Origin of the sequence: Roseomonas aeriglobus (assembly GCA_016937575.1) — a bacterium.
GTDB classification, from domain to species: domain Bacteria; phylum Pseudomonadota; class Alphaproteobacteria; order Sphingomonadales; family Sphingomonadaceae; genus Sphingomonas; species Sphingomonas aerigloba.
Window position 1 is genome coordinate 1,881,283 of the sequence record JAFHKN010000002.1, and the last position, 19,413, is coordinate 1,900,695.

General features: G+C 66.7%; 25 protein-coding genes and 1 other RNA gene. 13 read left to right on the forward strand and 13 right to left on the reverse strand.

Annotated features, from left to right (window positions below):
* Positions 1-60 precede the first annotated feature (60 nt).
* On the forward strand, positions 61-978 hold the full coding sequence (locus JW805_09400) for an NAD(P)/FAD-dependent oxidoreductase (protein ID MBN2972229.1): 918 nt from the start codon (positions 61-63) through the stop codon (positions 976-978).
* 80 nt (positions 979-1,058) lie between these two features.
* Here the strand turns inward: JW805_09400 and JW805_09405 are convergent, their stop codons facing one another.
* The 4 genes from JW805_09405 to ffh all read right to left on the reverse strand — a co-directional run bounded on the left by JW805_09405 (position 1,059) and on the right by ffh (position 4,458).
* Positions 1,059-1,778 (reverse strand): metallophosphoesterase family protein, encoded by a 720-nt coding sequence (locus JW805_09405; GenBank protein MBN2972230.1) that lies wholly within the window; start codon positions 1,776-1,778, stop codon positions 1,059-1,061.
* Positions 1,775-2,347 carry a 16S rRNA processing protein RimM gene (rimM, locus tag JW805_09410; protein MBN2972231.1) on the reverse strand — a complete coding sequence of 191 codons (573 nt, stop codon included), beginning with the start codon at positions 2,345-2,347 and terminating at the stop codon, positions 1,775-1,777. Before rimM ends, JW805_09405 begins: the two co-directional genes overlap by 4 nt.
* 144 nt (positions 2,348-2,491) lie before the next feature.
* A complete protein-coding gene (gene rpsP / locus JW805_09415) occupies positions 2,492-2,926 on the reverse strand; it encodes a 30S ribosomal protein S16 (GenBank protein MBN2972232.1) in 435 nt (144 codons plus the stop codon).
* Between the two features lie 32 nt (positions 2,927-2,958).
* Positions 2,959-4,458: a signal recognition particle protein gene (gene ffh, locus JW805_09420; GenBank protein ID MBN2972233.1), complete on the reverse strand. Its 1,500-nt coding sequence runs from the start codon at positions 4,456-4,458 to the stop codon at positions 2,959-2,961.
* 260 nt (positions 4,459-4,718) lie between these two features.
* Here ffh and JW805_09425 point away from each other — a divergent pair, with 260 nt between their 5' ends.
* Positions 4,719-6,362, forward strand: coding sequence for an EAL domain-containing protein (locus JW805_09425; protein ID MBN2972234.1), 1,644 nt, complete (start codon positions 4,719-4,721; stop codon positions 6,360-6,362).
* On the opposite strand, the gene JW805_09430 is transcribed toward JW805_09425, so the two are convergent.
* Positions 6,337-6,912 carry a DUF924 domain-containing protein gene (locus tag JW805_09430; protein MBN2972235.1) on the reverse strand — a complete coding sequence of 192 codons (576 nt, stop codon included), beginning with the start codon at positions 6,910-6,912 and terminating at the stop codon, positions 6,337-6,339. The genes JW805_09425 and JW805_09430 overlap by 26 nt on opposite strands.
* On the opposite strand from JW805_09430, the gene mtaB reads away from it, so the two are divergent.
* The 3 genes from mtaB to JW805_09445 all read left to right on the forward strand — a co-directional run bounded on the left by mtaB (position 6,911) and on the right by JW805_09445 (position 9,893).
* The gene (gene mtaB, locus JW805_09435; protein ID MBN2972236.1) at positions 6,911-8,218 is read left to right on the forward strand and encodes a tRNA (N(6)-L-threonylcarbamoyladenosine(37)-C(2))-methylthiotransferase MtaB; all 1,308 of its coding nucleotides are present in this window, start codon (positions 6,911-6,913) and stop codon (positions 8,216-8,218) included. The genes JW805_09430 and mtaB overlap by 2 nt on opposite strands.
* Positions 8,215-9,147 (forward strand): signal recognition particle-docking protein FtsY, encoded by a 933-nt coding sequence (gene ftsY / locus JW805_09440; GenBank protein MBN2972237.1) that lies wholly within the window; start codon positions 8,215-8,217, stop codon positions 9,145-9,147. The genes mtaB and ftsY overlap by 4 nt, the downstream gene beginning before the upstream one ends.
* 125 nt (positions 9,148-9,272) lie before the next feature.
* Positions 9,273-9,893, forward strand: coding sequence for a septation protein IspZ (locus JW805_09445; GenBank protein MBN2972238.1), 621 nt, complete (start codon positions 9,273-9,275; stop codon positions 9,891-9,893).
* 123 nt (positions 9,894-10,016) lie between these two features.
* Here JW805_09445 and JW805_09450 read toward each other — a convergent pair whose 3' ends face one another.
* Both JW805_09450 and pspF read right to left on the reverse strand, forming a co-directional pair.
* On the reverse strand, positions 10,017-10,628 hold the full coding sequence (locus JW805_09450; GenBank protein MBN2972239.1) for a superoxide dismutase: 612 nt from the start codon (positions 10,626-10,628) through the stop codon (positions 10,017-10,019).
* An 82-nt stretch (positions 10,629-10,710) separates the two neighbouring features.
* Positions 10,711-11,742: a phage shock protein operon transcriptional activator gene (gene pspF, locus JW805_09455; protein ID MBN2972240.1), complete on the reverse strand. Its 1,032-nt coding sequence runs from the start codon at positions 11,740-11,742 to the stop codon at positions 10,711-10,713.
* Positions 11,743-11,963: 221 nt separating this feature from the next.
* Between pspF and pspA the strand changes: the two genes are divergently transcribed.
* The 8 genes from pspA to JW805_09495 all read left to right on the forward strand — a co-directional run bounded on the left by pspA (position 11,964) and on the right by JW805_09495 (position 15,113).
* Positions 11,964-12,629 (forward strand): phage shock protein PspA, encoded by a 666-nt coding sequence (gene pspA / locus JW805_09460; GenBank protein ID MBN2972241.1) that lies wholly within the window; start codon positions 11,964-11,966, stop codon positions 12,627-12,629.
* Between the two features lies 1 nt (position 12,630).
* Positions 12,631-12,924: an envelope stress response membrane protein PspB gene (gene pspB / locus JW805_09465; protein MBN2972242.1), complete on the forward strand. Its 294-nt coding sequence runs from the start codon at positions 12,631-12,633 to the stop codon at positions 12,922-12,924.
* Between the two features lie 3 nt (positions 12,925-12,927).
* Positions 12,928-13,302 carry an envelope stress response membrane protein PspC gene (pspC, locus tag JW805_09470; GenBank protein ID MBN2972243.1) on the forward strand — a complete coding sequence of 125 codons (375 nt, stop codon included), beginning with the start codon at positions 12,928-12,930 and terminating at the stop codon, positions 13,300-13,302.
* Between the two features lie 28 nt (positions 13,303-13,330).
* Positions 13,331-13,624: a hypothetical protein gene (locus tag JW805_09475; GenBank protein ID MBN2972244.1), complete on the forward strand. Its 294-nt coding sequence runs from the start codon at positions 13,331-13,333 to the stop codon at positions 13,622-13,624.
* An 11-nt stretch (positions 13,625-13,635) separates the two neighbouring features.
* Complete coding sequence (locus tag JW805_09480) at positions 13,636-13,920, forward strand: hypothetical protein (GenBank protein ID MBN2972245.1); 285 nt, start codon at positions 13,636-13,638, stop codon at positions 13,918-13,920.
* 221 nt (positions 13,921-14,141) lie between these two features.
* Complete coding sequence (locus JW805_09485) at positions 14,142-14,411, forward strand: hypothetical protein (GenBank protein ID MBN2972246.1); 270 nt, start codon at positions 14,142-14,144, stop codon at positions 14,409-14,411.
* A gap of 29 nt (positions 14,412-14,440) precedes the next feature.
* A complete protein-coding gene (locus JW805_09490; protein MBN2972247.1) occupies positions 14,441-14,683 on the forward strand; it encodes a hypothetical protein in 243 nt (80 codons plus the stop codon).
* A 25-nt stretch (positions 14,684-14,708) separates the two neighbouring features.
* On the forward strand, positions 14,709-15,113 hold the full coding sequence (locus tag JW805_09495) for a SufE family protein (protein MBN2972248.1): 405 nt from the start codon (positions 14,709-14,711) through the stop codon (positions 15,111-15,113).
* Between the two features lie 215 nt (positions 15,114-15,328).
* On the opposite strand, the gene JW805_09500 is transcribed toward JW805_09495, so the two are convergent.
* The 6 genes from JW805_09500 to JW805_09525 form a co-directional block, all read right to left on the reverse strand.
* Positions 15,329-15,652 (reverse strand): hypothetical protein, encoded by a 324-nt coding sequence (locus tag JW805_09500; GenBank protein ID MBN2972249.1) that lies wholly within the window; start codon positions 15,650-15,652, stop codon positions 15,329-15,331.
* On the reverse strand, positions 15,649-16,185 hold the full coding sequence (locus tag JW805_09505; protein ID MBN2972250.1) for a J domain-containing protein: 537 nt from the start codon (positions 16,183-16,185) through the stop codon (positions 15,649-15,651). Before JW805_09505 ends, JW805_09500 begins: the two co-directional genes overlap by 4 nt.
* 166 nt (positions 16,186-16,351) lie before the next feature.
* Positions 16,352-16,724: RNase P RNA component class A (gene rnpB / locus JW805_09510), an RNA gene on the reverse strand.
* 11 nt (positions 16,725-16,735) lie between these two features.
* Entirely contained in the window at positions 16,736-17,425 is a 690-nt protein-coding gene (locus tag JW805_09515) for an N-acetylmuramoyl-L-alanine amidase (protein ID MBN2972251.1), read from the reverse strand.
* 41 nt (positions 17,426-17,466) lie between these two features.
* Positions 17,467-18,321 (reverse strand): chemotaxis protein CheR, encoded by an 855-nt coding sequence (locus tag JW805_09520; protein ID MBN2972252.1) that lies wholly within the window; start codon positions 18,319-18,321, stop codon positions 17,467-17,469.
* Entirely contained in the window at positions 18,318-19,382 is a 1,065-nt protein-coding gene (locus JW805_09525) for a response regulator (GenBank protein ID MBN2972253.1), read from the reverse strand. Before JW805_09525 ends, JW805_09520 begins: the two co-directional genes overlap by 4 nt.
* Between the last annotated feature and the right edge of the window lie 31 nt (positions 19,383-19,413).

A 19,413-nucleotide genomic window follows, 5' to 3' on the forward strand; every position in this document is an offset into this window, starting at 1 on the left:
TCCCCTTTGCCCGGATCACGCGATTAGCGTGGGCGATGCGGAACCGCCAGCCACCTCGTCATTTGGGCTAGCGTGGACGACTGCATCATCATCGGCGCCGGGCCGGCGGGCTTGACCGCGGCAATCTATCTGGCGCGCTTTCACCTCTCGATCCGGCTATTCGACTCCGGGTCCAGCCGCGCTGCGTTGATCCCGCGAACGCACAACCACGCCGGCTACCCCGATGGGATCGAGGGCCCCGATTTGCTTCATCGCATGCTGCGCCAGGCCGAGCGCTATGGCGCAGTCCGTGAAGGCGTCGAAGTCACACGGATCGAACCGGTCGGTCGCGACTTTCGGGTGCATGCCGGCGAGCGAGCGTTCGACGCGCGCACGGTGCTGCTCGCGACCGGTGTCGTCAACAATCGCCCGGACATGCCTCGCGAGGCGCACGACGCGGCGCTTGCGGCCGGGCTGATCCGCTACTGCCCGATCTGCGACGGCTATGAGGTCACCGACAAGCGCGTCGGCGTGATCGGCACCGGCGACCACGGCATGCGCGAAGCGCTGTTCCTGCGCGGCTATACGAAAGACGTGACGCTGATCGCGCATGACGGCGAGCATGATCTGTCAGACGCGTGCCGGAGTGAACTCGCCGATGCAGGGATAGCGTGGGTCGACGGCCCCTGCACGCCGCTGCGGGCGGACGGCGCCGAACTGGTCGTCCAGACCGCGGATGGCGAGCGTCGCTTCGACAGCGTCTACCCCGCGCTCGGATCGGTCATCCGCTCAAAGCTGGCAGTCGACGCCGGCGCCAAGGCGAGTGACGACGGCTGTCTCGAGGTCGACGACCACCAGCGCACGTCCCTCCCCGGCCTGTTCGCGGCGGGGGACGTCGTAAAGGGCCTCGACCAGATCAGCAACGCGATGGGCCAGGCCGGCGTCGCCGCGACGACGATTCGCAACGAGCTCTCGGAACGCGTACCGTTGCGGCGCTGATGCTTCCCGCCCGGCGGAGAGCGGACGCGCATCGAGATCGCAGTGACGCGCTGACCCGCGCCTGCCTTCCCGCAAGCGGGTCAGTTGCGTTCGACCCGACCCGTTTCCAGCCAAACCGCCCAGGCATCGAACCCATTCTCCTGCGCTCGCCGCGCCGCCGCGCGGTGGTCGTAATCGACCGCATGAAACGTCAGCCGCTCATGCTCCAGCACCGCATAGCGCGCTCGCGGATCGCCATTCGCGACGCTGTAGGGATACGGCCGATCGTCGGTGAACGCCTGCAAACCGACGCTGCCCGGATTGGCGACCCGCCGCCCGTCCAGCAGCACACGCTCAGCCGCGACGTGCGAGTGACCGCATAGCGTCAGCCCGGACGCGGGACCGAGACAAGTGACGATTTCGGCATCGGTTGCGGCACGCATTCCGGCCGCATCGACCGAGAACAGCAGATGCTCGACGTCGCTCGACGGACTGCCGTGGCAAAGGAGGACGCCGTCCACTTCCAGCGTCGCAGGCAAGCCTTCGATCCATCGCCAGTGCCGATCCGACAGGCGCGCCGCTGCTAAGGCGTCGCTTGGGCTCAGCGCTGCGCCGAACAACTGCCGCTCATGATTGCCCGCGATCGTCGGCCAGTCGAGCACGATCAGACGGTCGGCGGTTTCGGCCGGCCACAGCGGACCTGACAGACTATCGCCCAAATTGAGAAACGCATCGCAACCCCGCGAGGCCGCATCGGCGATCACCGCCTCCAGCGCCGGCAGATTGCCGTGGATGTCGGACAGGACCGCGGTTCGGGTCAATCCACCCAACCGTCGGCGACGGTCAGCGTGTCCGCGTCCCAGCGCGGCACGGCGGCTTCGGTCATCGGGATCATGAAGCGCTTGCCGTCGGGGCGTTCGATCTCGATCACGTCGCCGGCGCCGAAGTTGTCGATCGCGACCACGGTCCCGATCGCCGCGCCGTCCTCGGTCACCGCAGCGAGGCCGAGCAGATCGGCGTGGTAATATTCGCCTTCGCCGAGCGGCGGCAGGCTGTCGCGGGGGACCGTCAGTTCGGTGCCGCGCATCTTTTCGGCCGCGGTGCGATCGGCGACCTCGGCGAAGCGCGCGATGGCACCCTGCGGGGTCAGGCGTAACGCCTTCATCGTCAGCGCACCGCCGTTGAAGCTCTTGTGAACGCCGAGATCGTCGGCGAACACTTTCAGCCGAACCTCGCCGCCGATGCCATGCGCACCGATCACCGCCGCCAGCGTGACCGCTCGGTCAGCGCGCGCGGTCGGCGCTGCCGTCGTCGCCGGGGGGGACGTCGTCGGCCCCTTCGGCGGGGTCGGTGCTCGACCGGCCTTCGTCGGTGGCGTCGTCTTGGTCATCGGTATCCGGCTCGGTCGGCGGAGGCGTGGCGGTCATGATCATCGTCCCGGCTTTTGTGGAAGCCCGGACAACGCATCACGACCGCCGTTGGATCACGCAAAAACCGCATCGTCCCCACCTGCGCGAGAACGACGCGCGTACACTTACGCTTCGGTCGTCTCGCCTTCGGCAGCCGGCGCGTCCGCGGCGGGCTCTTCAGCGGCCGGTGCCGCAGCGGCGGCAGCGGCAGCTTCCTCGGCGGCCTTCTGCTTCTCGGCACGCTCTTCGGCACGCTCGGTGGCCTTTTCGCCCGGCTTGCCCTTGTTCGGGTTGTTGCGCGCAGCGCGCTCCTTCACGCCAGCGGCGTCCAGGAAGCGGGCGACGCGGTCGGTCGGCTGCGCGCCGACGCTCAGCCAGTGCTTCGCGCGCTCGCCGTCGAGCACGACGCGCTTTTCGTCGTCCTTGGCGAGCAGCGGGTTGTAGGTGCCGATCTTCTCGATGAACTTGCCGTCACGCGACGCGCGCGCATCGGCAACGACGATGCGGTAATAGGGACGCTTCTTGCTGCCGCCACGCGACAGGCGAATGCTAACTGCCATTACTGTCTTCCTTCTCTAAACGATTGCGTAGGTTATTTTTTCTTAATCAGGTTTTCGAAGCCCGGCGGCAGTTTCATGCCATCGGGTCCGCCTAGGCCGGGCAGGCCCGGAAGCCCCCCGCCCTGCTGGTCGAGCTTGCCCATCATGTCGCCCATCTGAGCCCCGCCGATAGCGTTGCCGATGCCGCCAAGGCCGCCCTTGCCGAACATCGCCATCATGCCCTTCAGCCCGCCCATCTTCTTGATGCGCTTCATGGCCGTCGACATTTCCAGGTGCATCTTCAGCAGCTTGTTGACGTCCTGCACCGTGGTGCCCGAACCCTTTGCCACGCGGATCTTGCGCTTGGCGTTGATCAGTTCGGGCTTGGCGCGCTCCTTCGGCGTCATCGACCCGATCATCGCGTCCATGCGCAGCAGAATCTTTTCGTCGACCGCGCCCGACGCCATCGCCGCCTGCGCCTTCTTCATGCCCGGGATCATGCCCGCGAGCGCGCCCAGGCCACCCATGCGGCGCATCTGTGCTAGCTGCGCGCGAAGATCGTTCATGTCGAACTGACCCTTGGCGAGCTTCGCGGCCATCCGCTCGGCGTCTTCGGCCTCGATCGACTGCGCCGCCTTCTCGACCAGGCTGACGACGTCGCCCATGCCCAGGATGCGGCCGGCAACGCGGCCCGGGTGGAACGGCTCGATCGCGTCGAGCTTCTCGCCCATGCCGGCGAACTTGATCGGCTTGCCGGTGACGGCACGCATCGACAGCGCCGCACCGCCGCGCGCGTCGCCGTCCATGCGGGTCAGGATGACGCCGGTCAGTTGCACCTGCTCGCTGAAATTCTTGGCGACGTTGACCGCGTCCTGCCCGGTCAGGCTGTCGACGACGAGCAGGATTTCATTCGGGGTCGCGATGTCGGCGACCGCCTTCATCTCGTCCATCAGCGCCTGGTCGACGTGCAGGCGGCCTGCGGTGTCGAGCATCAGCACGTCGAAGCCCTGGAGCTTCGCCGCCTGCAGCGCGCGGCGTGCGATATCGACCGGCTGCTGGCCGGCGACGATCGGCAGCGTCGCGACTTCGGTCTGCGTGCCCAGCACCGCCAGCTGTTCCTGCGCCGCCGGGCGATTGACGTCCAGGGACGCCATCATGACCTTCTTGCGCTCGCGGCCCTTCAACAGCTTGGCGAGCTTCGCGGTCGTCGTCGTCTTGCCCGAACCTTGCAGACCGACGAGCATGACGACCGCCGGCGGGGTGACGTCGATATCGAGCCCGACATTGTCGCTGCCGAGCATTTCGACCAGCGCATCGTTGACGATCTTGACGACCTGCTGGCCCGGCGTGACCGAACGCAGGACGTTCTGACCGACCGCCTGTTCGGTGACCTTGTCGACGAATTCGCGCGCGACCGGCAGCGCGACGTCGGCCTCGAGGAGGGCGACGCGAACTTCGCGCATCGCACCGCGCACGTCGGCCTCGGTCAGCGCACCGCGGCCACGCAGGCGGTCGAACACCCCGCCGAGGCGGTCGCTCAGGCTGTCGAACATCGCGCGCACTCCAAAAACCCCACCCCTTGCGCACAGGCCCACGAAACGCGAAAAACGCCGGCGGACGAAACCTCGTCGGCCGGCGTCGCCGTCCTGACAGGCAGGATCGGCGGCAGATGCGTCACGTAGCCCTTTGCCAAGGGAACGATCGCCGCGGCCCCTAGCGCGTCCGTCTGCCAAACGCAAGCCGGCTGCCGCCTTAACCCGATCTACACCGCGCCGGGTGCAGGCACGCACAGTGCCTTCGTCATGGGGTTTGGATGAAAAGCGAGCAGATGGATACCGGCGGTCGCAGGCTGCGCGCCTCGCAGGCGGAACTGATGACCGGGGCCGTCTGCGTCGCGGCGATCCTCATGTTCGTCGGCATCGGCAGCTCGGTGCTGACGACCGCGCTCGACCGGATGGTCAATCAGTCGGCCGATCCGGTCGACCAGCCGCTGGCGCTGGCCCTGATCCTCAACGTCGCGCTGATCATGCTCGGCTGGCGGCGCCATCGCGCACTGCGGCAGGAGGTGGAAGACCGCGCCGCGGCGGAGGAACGCGCCAACCTGCTCGCGGCACGGGATCCGCTGACCGGCTTCCTCAATCGTCGCAGCGTGACAGAGGAAGGCGCCGCGATGGTCGCCCGCGCGGTGCAGCGTGGCAAAGCACTTGCCGTACTCGGGATCGACCTCGATCACTTCAAGACGGTCAATGACATGCACGGCCATGCCGTCGGCGACGCCCTGTTGCGCGTGGTCGCGCGCGAAATGGAACGCGTGCTGCCGCCCAATGCGCTGATGGCGCGGCTTGGCGGAGACGAATTCGCCTGCGGTTTCCTGTTCGATTCGAGCAATGCCGAGGTCGTGGTCCGCATCGCCGAGAAACTGGTCAGCCGCATGGCGCAGCCGTTCGACGCCGACGGCATTCGCTGTCACATCTCCGCGTCGATCGGCATCGCCCGGTCCGACGTCGACGGCGTATCGATCGAAACGCTGCTGCGCGCCTCCGATATCGCGATGTATGCCGCCAAGAAATCGGGCAAGAACCGTTTCGCCTGGTTCGATGCCGCCATGGAGCGCGAGTTGCAGGCTCGCAACGAAATGGAAAGCGGGCTGCGGCTGGCCATCCCGCGGCAGGAGATCGTCCCGTATTTCGAACAGCAGGTCGACCTGGCGACGGGGCGCCTGACCGGGTTCGAGGTGCTGGCACGCTGGGAACATCCGACGCGCGGACTGATCAGCCCGGAGGCCTTCATTCCGATTGCCGAGGAAACCGGCATGATCGCCGATCTGTCGCTGTCGATCATGCGCCAGGCGTTCACGGCCGCTCGCGACTGGGATCCCGAGCTTGTCATCTCGATCAACATCTCGCCATGGCAGTTGCGCGACGCCTGGCTGGCGCAGAAGATCATCAAGGTCCTGACCGAAACCGGCTTCCCGGCCAGGCGCTGCGAGATCGAGATCACCGAAAGCTCGCTGTTCGACAATCTGACCCTGGCTCAATCGACGGTCGGTAGCCTGAAGAACCAGGGCGTGCGCCTGGCGCTCGACGATTTCGGCACCGGCTATTCGTCGCTCGCGCACCTGCGCGCGCTGCCGTTCGACCGCATCAAGATCGACAAGAGCTTCGTCACATCGATGACCGAGAGCCCGGATTCGGCGGCGATCGTGGGTGCCATCGCCCGCCTGGGCGAAAGCCTGAACCTGCCGGTCACCGCGGAAGGCGTCGAGGATGCCGAAATTCAGGAACGGCTAGTCGCGCTCGGCATCGCCAAGGCGCAGGGCTGGTATTACGGCAAGCCGCTGTCCGTCGCCGGCGCGCGCCGCCTGCTGGCCGAGCGACGGATGCTCGCGGCCGCTCCTGCGCCGACCTCGACCGGAACCCCGATGGCAGACGCTACCAGCCGGCGCCTGGCTGGCTGAGATAGTCGAGCTCTTCCTCGGTCGATCCCCGCCCCAGCGCCTCGTTGCGCCCCGAAAAGCGGCCGAAACGGTCGAACACCGCCTTGTGCTCGCGCGCGAAGGCGGCGTTGTTCTCACGCCCCAGCGCCTCGAACTTGGCGACGCTCAGCGCCTGGGCATCGGCCTGTTCGGCGTGCATCAGCGGCATCAGCAGGAACACCACTCGGTTGGGCGGCAACACGCCGTCCCACCCCTTGTCGAGCGCGTCGTGGGTCAGTGACAGCGCCAGCGGATCGGCCTCGAACGCCCTGGCCTGGCCGCGGTAGATGTTGCGGCTGAACTGGTCGAGCAGGATGATTGCCGCAAGGATCGTCTCGGGCTCCCCGCGCCATCCCAGCGCGTCGCTGTCCAGCACGTCCTGGCGCATCTGTCCGAAATGCTCCGCGATGGCACGGTCGAGCGCGGGATCCTTGCCGAACTGCTGTTCCTCGCTCAGCGCGAACCAGAAGTCGTTGACCTTCTTCGCGGCGTCATAGACTTCACCCGTTCCTGATCCTAAGTGCCCCGTCATGCTCGCTCCCTTGGCGCCCGAGGTGATAACGCTCGGCTGCAGACTCAACATCGCCGAAAGCGAAACGATCCGCGGGTATCTCGGGGCCCGCGACGTCGTGGTAGTGAACAGCTGTGCGGTGACGAACGAAGCGGTGAAGGCCACCCGCGCTGCCATCCGTCGCGCGCGCCGCCGGCGGCCGGGGGCGGAGATCGTGGTGACCGGATGCGCCGCGACGATCGACCCGGCAGGATTTGCCGCCATGGCGGAGGTCGACCGCGTGGTCGGCAATCTCGACAAGCTTGCAGCGCACCACTGGACCGCCCCCCTCCCGTTCGTCCCGAGCGAACGCGAGGGGCGGGATATAAGCGGCGGATTTGCCGGCCACGCCCGCGCTTTGGTTGAAGTTCAGAACGGCTGCGATCACCGCTGCACATTCTGCGCAATTCCCTTCGGCCGCGGCCCGAGCCGTTCCGTTCCGGCCGGCGCGGTCGTCGAACGGATCGCGGGGCTGGTCGCGGCGGGACATTCCGAGGTGGTGCTGACCGGCGTCGACCTGACCAGCTACGGCCACGACCTGCCCGGCGCGCCGACGCTCGGCCACTTGGTCGAGCGTGTCCTGAAACTCGTCCCCACCTTGCCCCGGCTGCGGCTGTCGTCGCTCGATGGGATCGAGATCGACGATCGCCTGTTCGACCTGCTGGCCGGCGAGCCGCGGGTCATGCCACACGTCCACCTGTCCCTTCAGGCGGGCGACGACCTGATCCTCAAGCGCATGAAGCGCCGCCACAGCCGCGCGCAGTCGGTCGCGCTGGTCGAGCGACTGAAGGCGAAGCGGCCGGCGATCGCGATCGGCGCCGACATCATCGCCGGCTTCCCCACCGAGGACGAGGCGATGTTCGCGAACAGCCTGGCGCTGATCGCCGATTGCGACATCGTCCATGCCCATGTGTTTCCATATTCGCCGCGGTCCGGCACGCCCGCGGCGCGGATGCCGCAAGTCGCGCCGGTTGTGGTCAAGGAGCGCGCGACGCGGCTGCGCACGGCAGCGGAGGCGCATCGCGCGGCGTGGCTCGCTTCGCTGATCGGGACCGAGCAGCGCGTGCTGATCGAGGCGCCCGGTGACCGCGGACGTGCGGACAACTTCGCGGAAATAGAGCTCGACTGCGTATATCCAGTCGGCTCGCTGCAAAGCGTCACCCCCACGCAGGCGGGGGCAAATTCCCTGAGCACTCGGTTAATTGATTCCCGCCATCGGGGTCCCCATGAAGTATTACTTCATGGGGTGCCCCGTCGCGGGAACGACGAAGGTATTGTAACGGCATGAGCACCACCCCCTCCTGGTCCCAGCGCCTGCTCGGCGGGTTCAAGCGGACCTCCGATCGCCTGACCGGCAACCTCGCCGGCTTGGGCGCTGCGCGGCTCGACGACGCGACGCTCGACGATATCGAAGAAGCGCTGATCGCCTCCGACCTCGGCCCGGCCACATCGGCGCGCGTCCGTCAGCGGCTCGCCGATGGCCAGTATGAGCGCAATATGGAGGAACTCGGCATCCGCGTCGTCGTCGCCGAGGAAATCGCCAAGGCACTCGCCCCCGTCGCCAAGCCGCTCGAGATCGAAGCCTTCCCGCGCCCCCAGGTCATTCTCGTGATCGGCGTCAACGGCAGCGGCAAGACGACCACGATCGCCAAACTCGCCAATCTGTTTCTGGAGCAGGATTACGGCGTGATGCTCGCCGCCGGCGACACCTTCCGCGCCGCTGCGATCGGCCAGCTGAAGACCTGGGCCGAGCGGATCGGCGTGCCGATCGTCAGTGGGGCCGAAGGCGGCGACGCGGCCGGCATCGTCTACGAAGCGGTCAAGCAGGCGACCGCGACCGGGATCGACGTGCTGATCGTCGACACCGCCGGGCGCCTCCAGAACAAGCGCGAACTGATGGACGAACTCGCCAAGATCCGCCGCGTCCTTGGCCGCCTCAACCCGGCGTCGCCGCACGACGTCGTGCTCGTACTCGACGCGACGACGGGGCAGAACGCGCTCAGCCAGATCGAGGTGTTCAAGGAAGTCGCAGGGGTCACCGGGCTGGTCATGACCAAGCTCGACGGCACCGCCCGCGGCGGCGTGCTGGTCGCGGCGGCGGAGAAATACGGCCTGCCGATCCATGCGATCGGGGTGGGCGAGAAGATCGACGACCTGCGCCCGTTCGACCCGAATGAGGTGGGACGGATGATCGCCGGGGTCGATGAACTTCTGTAACGAAAGCCCCTCCCCTTTAGGTGAGGGGTCGGGGCGGGGCCTGTCCGCGGGCGCCAGTCTCTGTGAGACGCCACCCCACCCCCAACCCCTCCCCTGACGGGGAGGGGCTTGTATAGGGTACGCGTATGACCACCGAAAAAGCTCCCTCTACCCTCCTTCGCCTCGGCATCGACGCCGGCCCGCTGGTCGTGTTCTTCGCGGTCAACCAGCTCGCGCCAGGGCCGCAGATCGCCAAGGCGCTGACGGCGACCGTCGCCTTCATGATTGCCATCGCCGCCGCGATGGTCGTGTCGCGCGTGAAGCTCGGACGCATCTCGCCGATGCTGTGGTTTTCCGGCGGGTTGGTGCTCGTGTTCGGGGCGCTGACGCTGTATTTCCACGACACGACCTTCATCAAGGTCAAGCCGACCATCGTCTATGCCATGCTCGCCGGAATCCTGGCGTTCGGCGTCGTGACCGGCCGCCCCATGCTGAAGCTGATGCTGGAAAGCGCTTATCCGGGCCTGACCGAACAGGGCTGGCGAAAGCTGACGATCAGCTGGGCGGCGTTCTTCACCGTGATGGCGGTGGCCAACGAAGTCGCGTGGCGAGTGCTCGCGCCGGGTGACGACCTGTCCCGCTGGGCGGCGTTCAAGCTGTGGGTGGTGATGCCCGCGACGTTCCTGTTCGCGATGGCCAACATTCCTATGCTGCTGAAGAACGGGTTGGCGGTGGATGGCGATACGCCGGTGCCGCCGGAGGGGTAGAAAGCCCTCTCCCCGCTCGGGGAGAGGGTTGGGAGAGGGGCAGTGCCGCTGGCTCAGGTCTCGGTGAGACCCCTTCCCCTCTCCCAAACCCTCTCCCCACATGGGGAGAGGACTTTTGCAGACTTACTTCTTCGCCGCTTCGTACCGGTCGTTGGCGACGTCCCAGTCGACCACGTTCCACCAGGCCTTCAGATAGTCCGGGCGCACGTTGCGGTACGAGATGTAGTAGGCGTGCTCCCACACGTCGTTGCCCAGGATGGGCGTGCCCTTCACTTCGGCCACGTCCATCAGCGGATTGTCCTGGTTCGGCGTCGAGGTGATCGCCAGTTCGCCGTCCTGGCCCACGATCAGCCACACCCAGCCCGACCCGAACTGGCCGACGCCCGCCGCATTGAACTTTTCCTTGAAGTCATCGACCGAACCCCATTTGGCTTCGATCGCGTCCTTGAGCGCGCCGGTCGGCTCCGACCCGCCGCCCTTCATCGACTTCCAGAAAAAGTCGTGGTTCCAATAGCCGCCGCCGTTGTTGCGCAGGCCTGCCGGCTTGCCCTGCAGGCTCGACATGATCTCCTCGATCGACTTGCCCTGCAGCGACGTGTCGCCCTCGACGAACTCGTTGAGCTTGTCCGTATAGGCCTTGTGATGCTTGTCGTGATGGAGCGTCATCGTCTCCTTGTCGATCGTCGGCTCCAGCGCGTCATAGGCGTAGGGCAGCGGCGGAAGTTCGAAGGCCATCGTCGTCTCCAGTTGAATGTCGTCGCAGCAACGCGCGGGCGCCCGTCGGGGTCCGCGATCGTTACGGCGGCGATATGGGTGGTCAGCCCGCGCCGAGCAACCCGTGACGGCGCAGGGCGTGGCGCAATTGGTCGTAGCTGAGCCCCAGGGCAGCGGCGGCCTGACGCTGATTGTAGCGATGCTCGGCCAGGCATTTCGTGAGCAGCTCGCGCTCGAACCGGGCGACGCGCGCCTTGAAGTCGGACGGCCCTTCCTCGCAGGCGACGACCGGCTCGTCGGTCGGCACATTCGATCCCGGCTGTGGCGCTTCCACCGGCTTGGCGCGCGCGGCGCCGGGACGATGCGGCGAAGCGAAGGGGTCGATCTCGATCTCGTCGATGGGACCCGGCCGGTCCCAGCGATACACCGCCCGCTCCACGACGTTGCGCAATTCGCGGACGTTGCCTGGCCAGCGGTAATTGGTCAGCTGGTCCGTGGCATGCGCGCCGAAGCCGGGGAAGCGATCGCGCCCGATCTCGGACGCCATCCGCCGCCCGAAGAAATCGGCGAGCACCATGACGTCGCCCGATCGCGCCCGCAACGGCGGCAGGGTAATCACCTCGAAGCTCAACCGGTCGAGCAGGTCGGCGCGGAACGTCCCCTTCTCCACCCGGTCGGGCAGATGTTCGTTGGTCGCGGCCACGATGCGCACGTCGACCCGCGTCGGCCGTGACGCGCCGATGCGGGTGATCTCGCCATATTCTACCGCGCGCAGCAGCCGGTCCTGCGCCGCCATGCTGAGTGTGCCGAGTTCGTCGAGGAACAACGTGCCCCCATCCGCCTCCTCAAACCGACCGGCGCGCGTCTTCGTCGCCCCCGTGAAGGCGCCCGCCTCATGCCCGAACAGCTCGGCCTCGATCAGCGTCTCCGGCAACGCTGCGCAATTCATCACGACCAGCGGCTGGTCCCAGCGCTGCGACAGGCGGTGGAGGCGCTCGGCGACGAGCTCCTTGCCCGTCCCCCGCTCCCCGATCACCAGCACCGGGCGATCGAGCGCGGCGGCGCGGCTGGCGCGCTCCAGCGAGTCGAGAAACGCACTCGATTGTCCGACGACCTGGGTGTGCTGAATGGCCATGTGCCGAGGCATGGCGCATTCCACCAACTGTTAGCAACCCTGGAAATCACGCCTGCGCAACGATCGACGAAAAACGTCGAAAATCTCCCGTTTTTGGATTTGGCACGCCCCCTGCAATGCTATGATCAACCGTCTGGCACAGGCCCCTGGGCCAGGCGAGCCGGGGTGGGATCCCTCGCCCCACCCCGGCAGATCATGCGAAGTGAGTGTAGGAGTTTTCGATGGGTATCTTCTCCCGAACCCGCGACATCATTGCCGCCAATGTGACCGACCTGCTCGACCGTGCCGAAGATCCCGCGAAGATGGTCCGCATGATCATCTCGGAGATGGAGGACACGCTGGTCGAGGTCCGCGCATCGGCCGCCCGCACCATCGCCGACCAGAAGGAAATGCGCCGCCACGTCATCAAGCTGGAAGGGTTGCAGGCAAGCTGGACCGAAAAGGCCGAACTGGCGCTGTCGAAGGATCGCGAGGATCTGGCCAAGGCTGCCCTGCTCGAACGCCAGAAGGCCGCCGACATGTGCGACCAGCTGACCGCCGAGATCACGGTTCTGGACGACGCGCTGCGTGCCTATGAGGTCGACATCGCCAAGCTGCAGAAGAAGCTGAGCGAAGCCCGCGCCCGTCAGAACTCGGTCGAGACGCGACTGGAAAGCGCGAACAACCGCTTCCGCCTGCGCGACATGTACGCCGGCCCCAAGACGACCGAGGCCTTCTCGCGCTTCGACGTGCTGGAACGCCGCGTGGACGAGGCAGAGGGGCGTGCCGATGCCGCCGGCCTGGGTGCGATCCGCACGCTGGAGGACGAATTCGCCGACCTGCGCTCCAGCGACAAGGTCGACGCCGAACTCGCCGCTTTGAAGGCACGCCTGAGCAAGGAGGGCTGAGATGGGTGAGTTCGTAGTTGGCGCGATCGCGATCATCGCGATCTTCATCGGCCTGCCCTGGCTCGTCTTCCACTATGTCACCAAGTGGAAGCAGGCTCCGAAGATCACGGACGAAGACGAAAAGCTCCTCGATGAGCTCTATCACTTCGCCCGCCGTCTCGAAGACCGGGTGCAGACCGTCGAACGCATCGTCGCCGCCGACAACCCCGATTTCCGCCAGCTCTCGGCCCCGACGCCCGATGCGTCGCCCAGCCTGAGCTCGACCCAAGACTATGACTTTTCGCGGAGGAACTGACCCATGGCTGCCCGCACGAAATTCTATACCGACAAGCCCAACGGCAAGTGGATGGGCGTCTGCGCCGGAATTGCCGACTACACCGGGATCGACGTGACGCTGGTTCGGGTCGGCATGGTCCTGCTGACGGTCGTCAGCAACGGCATCGCGCTGATCGGTTATGTCGCCGCCGGCTGGCTCGCGCCGAAGAAGCCCTATGACCTCTACGAGACGCCGGACCAGGAGAAGTTCTGGCAGGGCGTCCGGTCGAACCCCAAACGCTCGACCGCGGAAGTCCGCAGCAAGTTCCGCGAGCTCGATCGGCGCCTGGCCGACATCGAGACCCACTATACCAGCCGCAATACGCGTCTGGCCGAAGAGATCGAGGCACTGCGCTAAGCGCAGGCCTCAAACGGGGAGACGGACGATGGAATGGGGTGGCCCGACATTCGTCATCATGATCGTGGCGATCTGCACTGGCAGCTGGCTGATCAACAACTGGATCCGCGCCAAGCACGGCTATGAGCCGACCGACGAATGGGGCGGCACCGGCGAGAGCAAGACGGCGATCGCCGACAAGCGGAAGATCGAGCTGTTGAGCACCGAGAACGCGTCGTTGCAGGGCAAGGTCAGCCGGCTGGAAGAGCGGACCGCGGTGCTTGAGCGCATCGCCACCGACCCTGCCGAGCGGACCGCCCGCGAAATCGACGCCCTGCGCTGAAGGACTGACCGATGAACGGCTTTTCGATTTTCATGATCGTCTTCGTGGTCGTCGGCCTGCCGGTGATCCTCGGCATCGGCAGCGAGATGTTCAGGCGCTGGCTGAAGCACAAGGAAGTGATGGCCGAGGCGCTGAACGCCCAAACCGCTGAAAAGGCGGCGCAATATGCCGCTCACACCGAACGGCTGGAGCAGCGGGTGCGCGTGCTGGAGCGGATCGCGACCGACCGCGGCGTGGCGGTCGCGGACGAGATCGAGCGGCTGCGCGACGACCGGACGGTCCCGCCGCTCAACTGAGACGACGAGGGGTGTGGGCGGCACTTTCCGCCCAACCAAATTCTCAAGGACACAAAACAATGTTGGTATTTTGCATCGTCATGGCGGCGGTGGCCGGAGTCGGCTGCTTTCTGACCGAGCGCGTCGATCGCCCCCGCCGCCGCGCCGCCCGTGAAGCGGCACTCCACCCGGCCGAATAGGCCAGCTATACAAAAACAAAATCATCAGAGGGAGTTACGACTATGTCCGGTGGCCAATTCATGGTGGTGATGATCGTCGCGATCGTGATGTTCAGCAGCATCATCAAGGCGAAGATGGGCATCCGACGCGACCGTCACGGCGACTACAGCATCCGCGACGATGCCGCCGTCAGCGCCGAGAACCATCGCCTGAAGGGTGAGATCGCCGACCTGCGCGAGCGCATCCAGGTTCTGGAACGCGTCGTGACCGACAATGAAGGTAGCCTGCGCCTCGATCGCGAGATCGAGAAGCTGCGCGGCCCCCGCGACTGACATTCGATACGTAAAGGGAGTATGGAGCGATGACCGATCCGAACTACTACCTGACCCTCGCCTCCGCCGGCCTCGTCGGCCTTGGCATGGTGACGATGGCGGCACTGAACGGCTGGCGCGGATGGCTGGCGCTGAAGGCGCAGGAAATGTCCGCACGCCGCGAAATGGACGACGCCCCCAGCGTGCCCAGCGCCGGCGCCCGCATCGAGATCGCGGACCTCAAGGAACGCATCCGCAAGCTGGAAGCGATTGCCGCCGGGGTGGACCTCTGAGCCACCCCCGGCGTAGGGGCGAGGGATGACGACCCTCGCCGACCTGACCGACGAATATGGCTTCCTCGACGCCGACGATCGCTACCGCCTGCTGATCGACCTGGGCCGCGACCTGGAGCCGATGCCCGAAGCGCTCAAGACCGATGCGACCTTGGTGCGCGGATGTTCGGCCTCGGTCTGGGTCTATCCGACCGTCCACGACGACGGCACGCTGCATTTCCTGGCCGACAGCAATGCCGCGATCACCAAGGGGATCATCGCGCTCGTTCTGTTGAGCGTGCAGGACCGGACGCCCGCGGACATATTGGCGACCGACATCGAAAGCGCGCTGGCGCCGTTCGACCTGAAAAACCAGCTGAGTTCGAACCGGACCCAAGGGATCCCGAACATGATCGCCCTGATCCGCAAGACGGCTGAGCGGTACGCATAGACTTCGTTAGGCTCTCGCGTAGCGGAGGCTCAAGGCGGCGAGCCATAGCGCTTGTGACTTCAGGCTCCCGTCCTTGCGGGACCACAGCATGATGCTTCTACACCGAGCGGTTCCCCGGCGAAGGCCGGGGCCCAGTTGCAATGACCACCGCGATCGGCCCACAACTGAGGCCATCGGCACCTAGAACCCGGCCTCCGCCGGGGTACGAGGAAGCGTCAAGCCGCATCCCGATCGTTCGCCGCGCGCTTCACGCCCAGCCCCAGCTCTGCCACGACCCGGTCGACCGCAGTTCCCTCCGGTACCACCAGCCACCCGCCGGCCCGCCCGACGACGACCGCGCGCTTGGGGCACACGCCCAGGCACTTCGTCTCGACGATGCCGACCGTCGCCTTGCGGCCCTTGCTCAGGCCCAGCCGCTTGCGCAGCGCCTTGGCTAACGACTGCTTGCCCCGATCGCCGAAGCCGCCGTCCAGCTTCTTCGAACATTTCCCGCACACGACGATCGCATCCTGCCACCCGGAGGGCAGGCGACGGATCATGCCGGCTTCCACTGGCGGCGATCCTCTGCGACGCGGAGCACCTCGTACGCGGCCTGGATCGCCTGGAACTGCTTGGCCGCCTCGGCATCGCCCGGCCGGACGTCGGGGTGACTTTCCTTCGCCAGCCGTCGCCAGGCGACGCGCACCGCTTCGAAATCGGCGTCCGGCTCCAGCTCGAGCACGTCGAGCGCACGCATCTCGTCACGCGAACGCGTGCCGTCGCCCGGCCCCGCCCAGCTGTTGTGCTTGGACTGCTGGAACCCACCCGCATCGCGCCGCTCGTCCGCCTCGCGCGCGGCGGCTTCCTCGGCCGACAGGCCGGCGAAATAATCCCAGCCCTTGTTGTACTCAGCCGCATGGGTCTGACAGAAATACCAGCGTTCCGGGCTGTTCGGCGCCTTCGGTGCGGGGCAATTGCCCGGTTCCTCGCAGCCGTGCCGGTCGCACAGCCGCACGGTTGTCGCCTCGCGCGACGAGCCATAGCCGCCCCAGCGGGGGAAGCCCCAGTTATCGGATCGTGTCTGGCGGGCCATTCCGGGTGACATAGGGTGGTGGACGCGGGACGCAAGCGGGTCACGTCTCCGGAAGGCGCGGACATGCGAGTAAATCACAGGCCCGTCGGTCCTTGCTCGACAGCGGGGCCGGCCGTGCTTCGCCGTGCTGCGCACCGGCGATTAGCACCGCTAATCGTCTCGGCGAAGTGCCAGAGGGTCTGTAAGCCGGGTTCTGTCCACCTTGCCTTGCAGCAAGGATAGGCGACCATTCCTCTAGGACGACGCTCGCGCGCCGCCTCCAGCAACCAACCCGGACGACGGGCCGGAACGAGGCCCCTATGCCGTCCCTATTCGGTTTTGCTCCCGGTGGGGTTTACCGTGCCGCTTCCGTTACCGGTCGCGCGGTGCGCTCTTACCGCACCCTTTCACCGTGACCGGGTCGCAACCCGGCCGTCTGCTCTCTGTTGCACTGTCCCTGGGGTCGCCCCCGGCGGGCGTTACCCGCCACCGTCGTTTCCGTGGAGCCCGGACTTTCCTCGCGTGCTTCACGAAGCACCCGCGGCCGCCCGACCCTCTGGCGACAACGGCTTTAGTCGTCACCTTGGGGTTTGGGAAGCAGGAGCGCGAGCAGGATCATTCGGCACTCCGCATCGATCTCGCCATCGACCAGTTCGGGGCGGAAGCGTCGCTGGAAAGCAACGATGGCGGCCATCGGATTGGTGACGTCGTATCCGAACCGCTCGAGCGCCAATAGAAAGCCGGCCTCGGTCCAGTGCGGGTCGATCAGGTTCTTGGTCGGCCGCGGCAGCGCCAAGCGGCGCCGGGCGAGCTCGTGCCACGGGAACAGTTCGCCGGGATCGCGCTTGCGGGCGGGCGCGATGTCCGAATGGCCGACGACGTTGCCACGCGTGATCTGCCACCGGTCCTTGATCCCGGCGACCAGCCGCACGACCGCATCGATCTGCGCAGGCGGATACGGCACATATTTATATTCGTGTCCCGGATTGACGATCTCAATCCCGACCGACGCGCTGTTCAGGTCGGTCAGGCCGCGCCAGTGCGACTTGCCGGCGTGCCAGGCGCGTTTCTCTTCCGGCACCAGCCGATGGACCGTCCCGTCTTCGTACACGAGATAGTGCGACGAGACCTTGGCTTCCGGATCGCACAACCGTTGCAGGGCGGATTCCGCATCGAGCATCCCGGTATAGTGAAGCACGATCGCGCAGATCGGCAGCAGCCGCTCGTCGAAATTGGGCGAAGGCGTGTCGATGAAGTCCATGCGGCGATCAGCTTGCGAGCGCCGCGCGCGAAACGCAACCGTCAGTGCGGCTGATCGCTGCGGACATAGGTGCCGCGCCACTGTTTCGACGGTTCAAACCGGTCGGTCTGGCCGATCGTCGTCTCGCCTGCGCCCATCACCAGCAGGCCACTCGGCCGCAGCGCGTCAGCCAGCGTGCCCAGTACGCTGCGGCGGACCTCCGGTGAGAAATAGAGCATGACGTTGCGGCACAGGATAAGGTCGAACAATCCCGGCGGCGGCGGATCGAAAACCAGGTTTTGCGTACGATACTGGATGCGTCGCAGTAGTTCGCGGTTCGCTGTCCAGCTGGTGTCGTTGCCGTCGAACCAGGTGATCATCCGCCCCATCGCCAGGCCGCGCTGGATCTCGAACTGGGTAAACGTCCCGGTCTTGGCGCGTGCAACTGACTCCACCGACACGTCGGTGGCGATGATATCGTACGTCGATTCGTCGAGCCCACGCTCGTCGAGCAGGATCGCCAGGCTGATCGGTTCCTGTCCCGCCGAGCACCCCGACGACCAGATCCGCAGCCGGCGATCCGGGTGCGCCGCCCGCATCGCGACTGCGGCGTCGGCAACCGTGTCCAGCGTCGCAGGGTCACGAAAGAACGAAGATTCCTGGTTCAGCAAGGCATCGACAACCTTCTGCGTGAGCGCCGCGCACCCGTCGCCGGTCAGGCGGGCGGCGAGCTCGTCCAGCGTCGTCAGGCCAATATCGCGGACCAGCGGGGTCAGCGCCGATTCGACGCGCCACAGTCGCTGCGGGCCTAACAGCTGCCCGGTCTGGCGCTCGAAGGTCGCGGCGATCGTGCCGATTGCGACGGCGACCGGCGTGGCTCCACCATCGGTCCAGACGGTCGCTCGCTCCCGGCTCATGCCGCTGCCCCGCGCAGCGCGATCAGCCGACCGATCTCTTCCGGCGGCAAAATCGCCGTTGCGTCGCCCGTGCTGGCGATCGCGCCCGGCATGCCCCAGACCACGGAGGTCGCACGGTCCTGGACGATCACCGATGCGCCCGCCCGCAACAGGTCGCGGGCGCCGACGCTGCCGTCACGCCCCATCCCGCTCAGCACGACCGCCAGCGCGCGCTTGCCATAGACCTGGGCGGCGGATGCGAACATCGGGTCGACCGATGGCAGGCAGCCGCTGGCCGCCGGCTCGGTCGACAGGCGGATGGCGGCACCATCGCCTGTCGCGGTCAGGCACATATGCGCGTGACCCGGCGCCACCACGATCCGCCCGGGTCGCAGCCGCATGTGATGCTCGGCAACGTCGCAGGGCCGCGCTGCGATCAGCGCGATCTGCGCGGCAAAATAGGGCATGAAGGATGCCGGCAGATGCTGGGTGATCAGGATTGGCTTGGTAAAGCTGGGTGGCAGCGCGCGCAGCACGGCGCTCAGCGCGTGGATGCCGCCCGTCGACGCACCCACGACGACGATGTCGAAGCCGCCCAGCTGCGGCATCTGCCCGGCTCGCGGCGGTGGCGCCGGCACGACGACCGCATCATCGGACCAGACCAGCCGGTCGAGCTTGTCCTGCAGCAACGCGCCGAAGCGGCCGGCGAAGGCGCCGATGCGCGGTTTCTCCAGCGTATCCGCCGCGCCCAATGCCAGCGCCTGAACGGTCGCCAGCGCGCCGTCGCCGGCGGTCGCCGACACGACGATCACCTTCGCGCCCTGCCCGGCCGCTAGCAGATCGGGCAGACCGCTCAGCCCGTCTATCCCGGGCAATTCCAGATCGAGCAGGATGATATCGACCCGGTTGCGCGCCAGGAACGCCAACGCCGCAGCGACGCCGCCCACCGCGCCCATCACGACGTAACGGTCGGTCGAATCGATCATCCGCCCAAGCGCCGCCCGCGCGACGACCGAATCGTCGACGATCAGGACGCTGCGAACCGGCGCGTCGGCGTGAAGGGTGGGCGAGAGTGCGGACATGGTCGTCCTCGGCTCAACGGACGGTACGTCT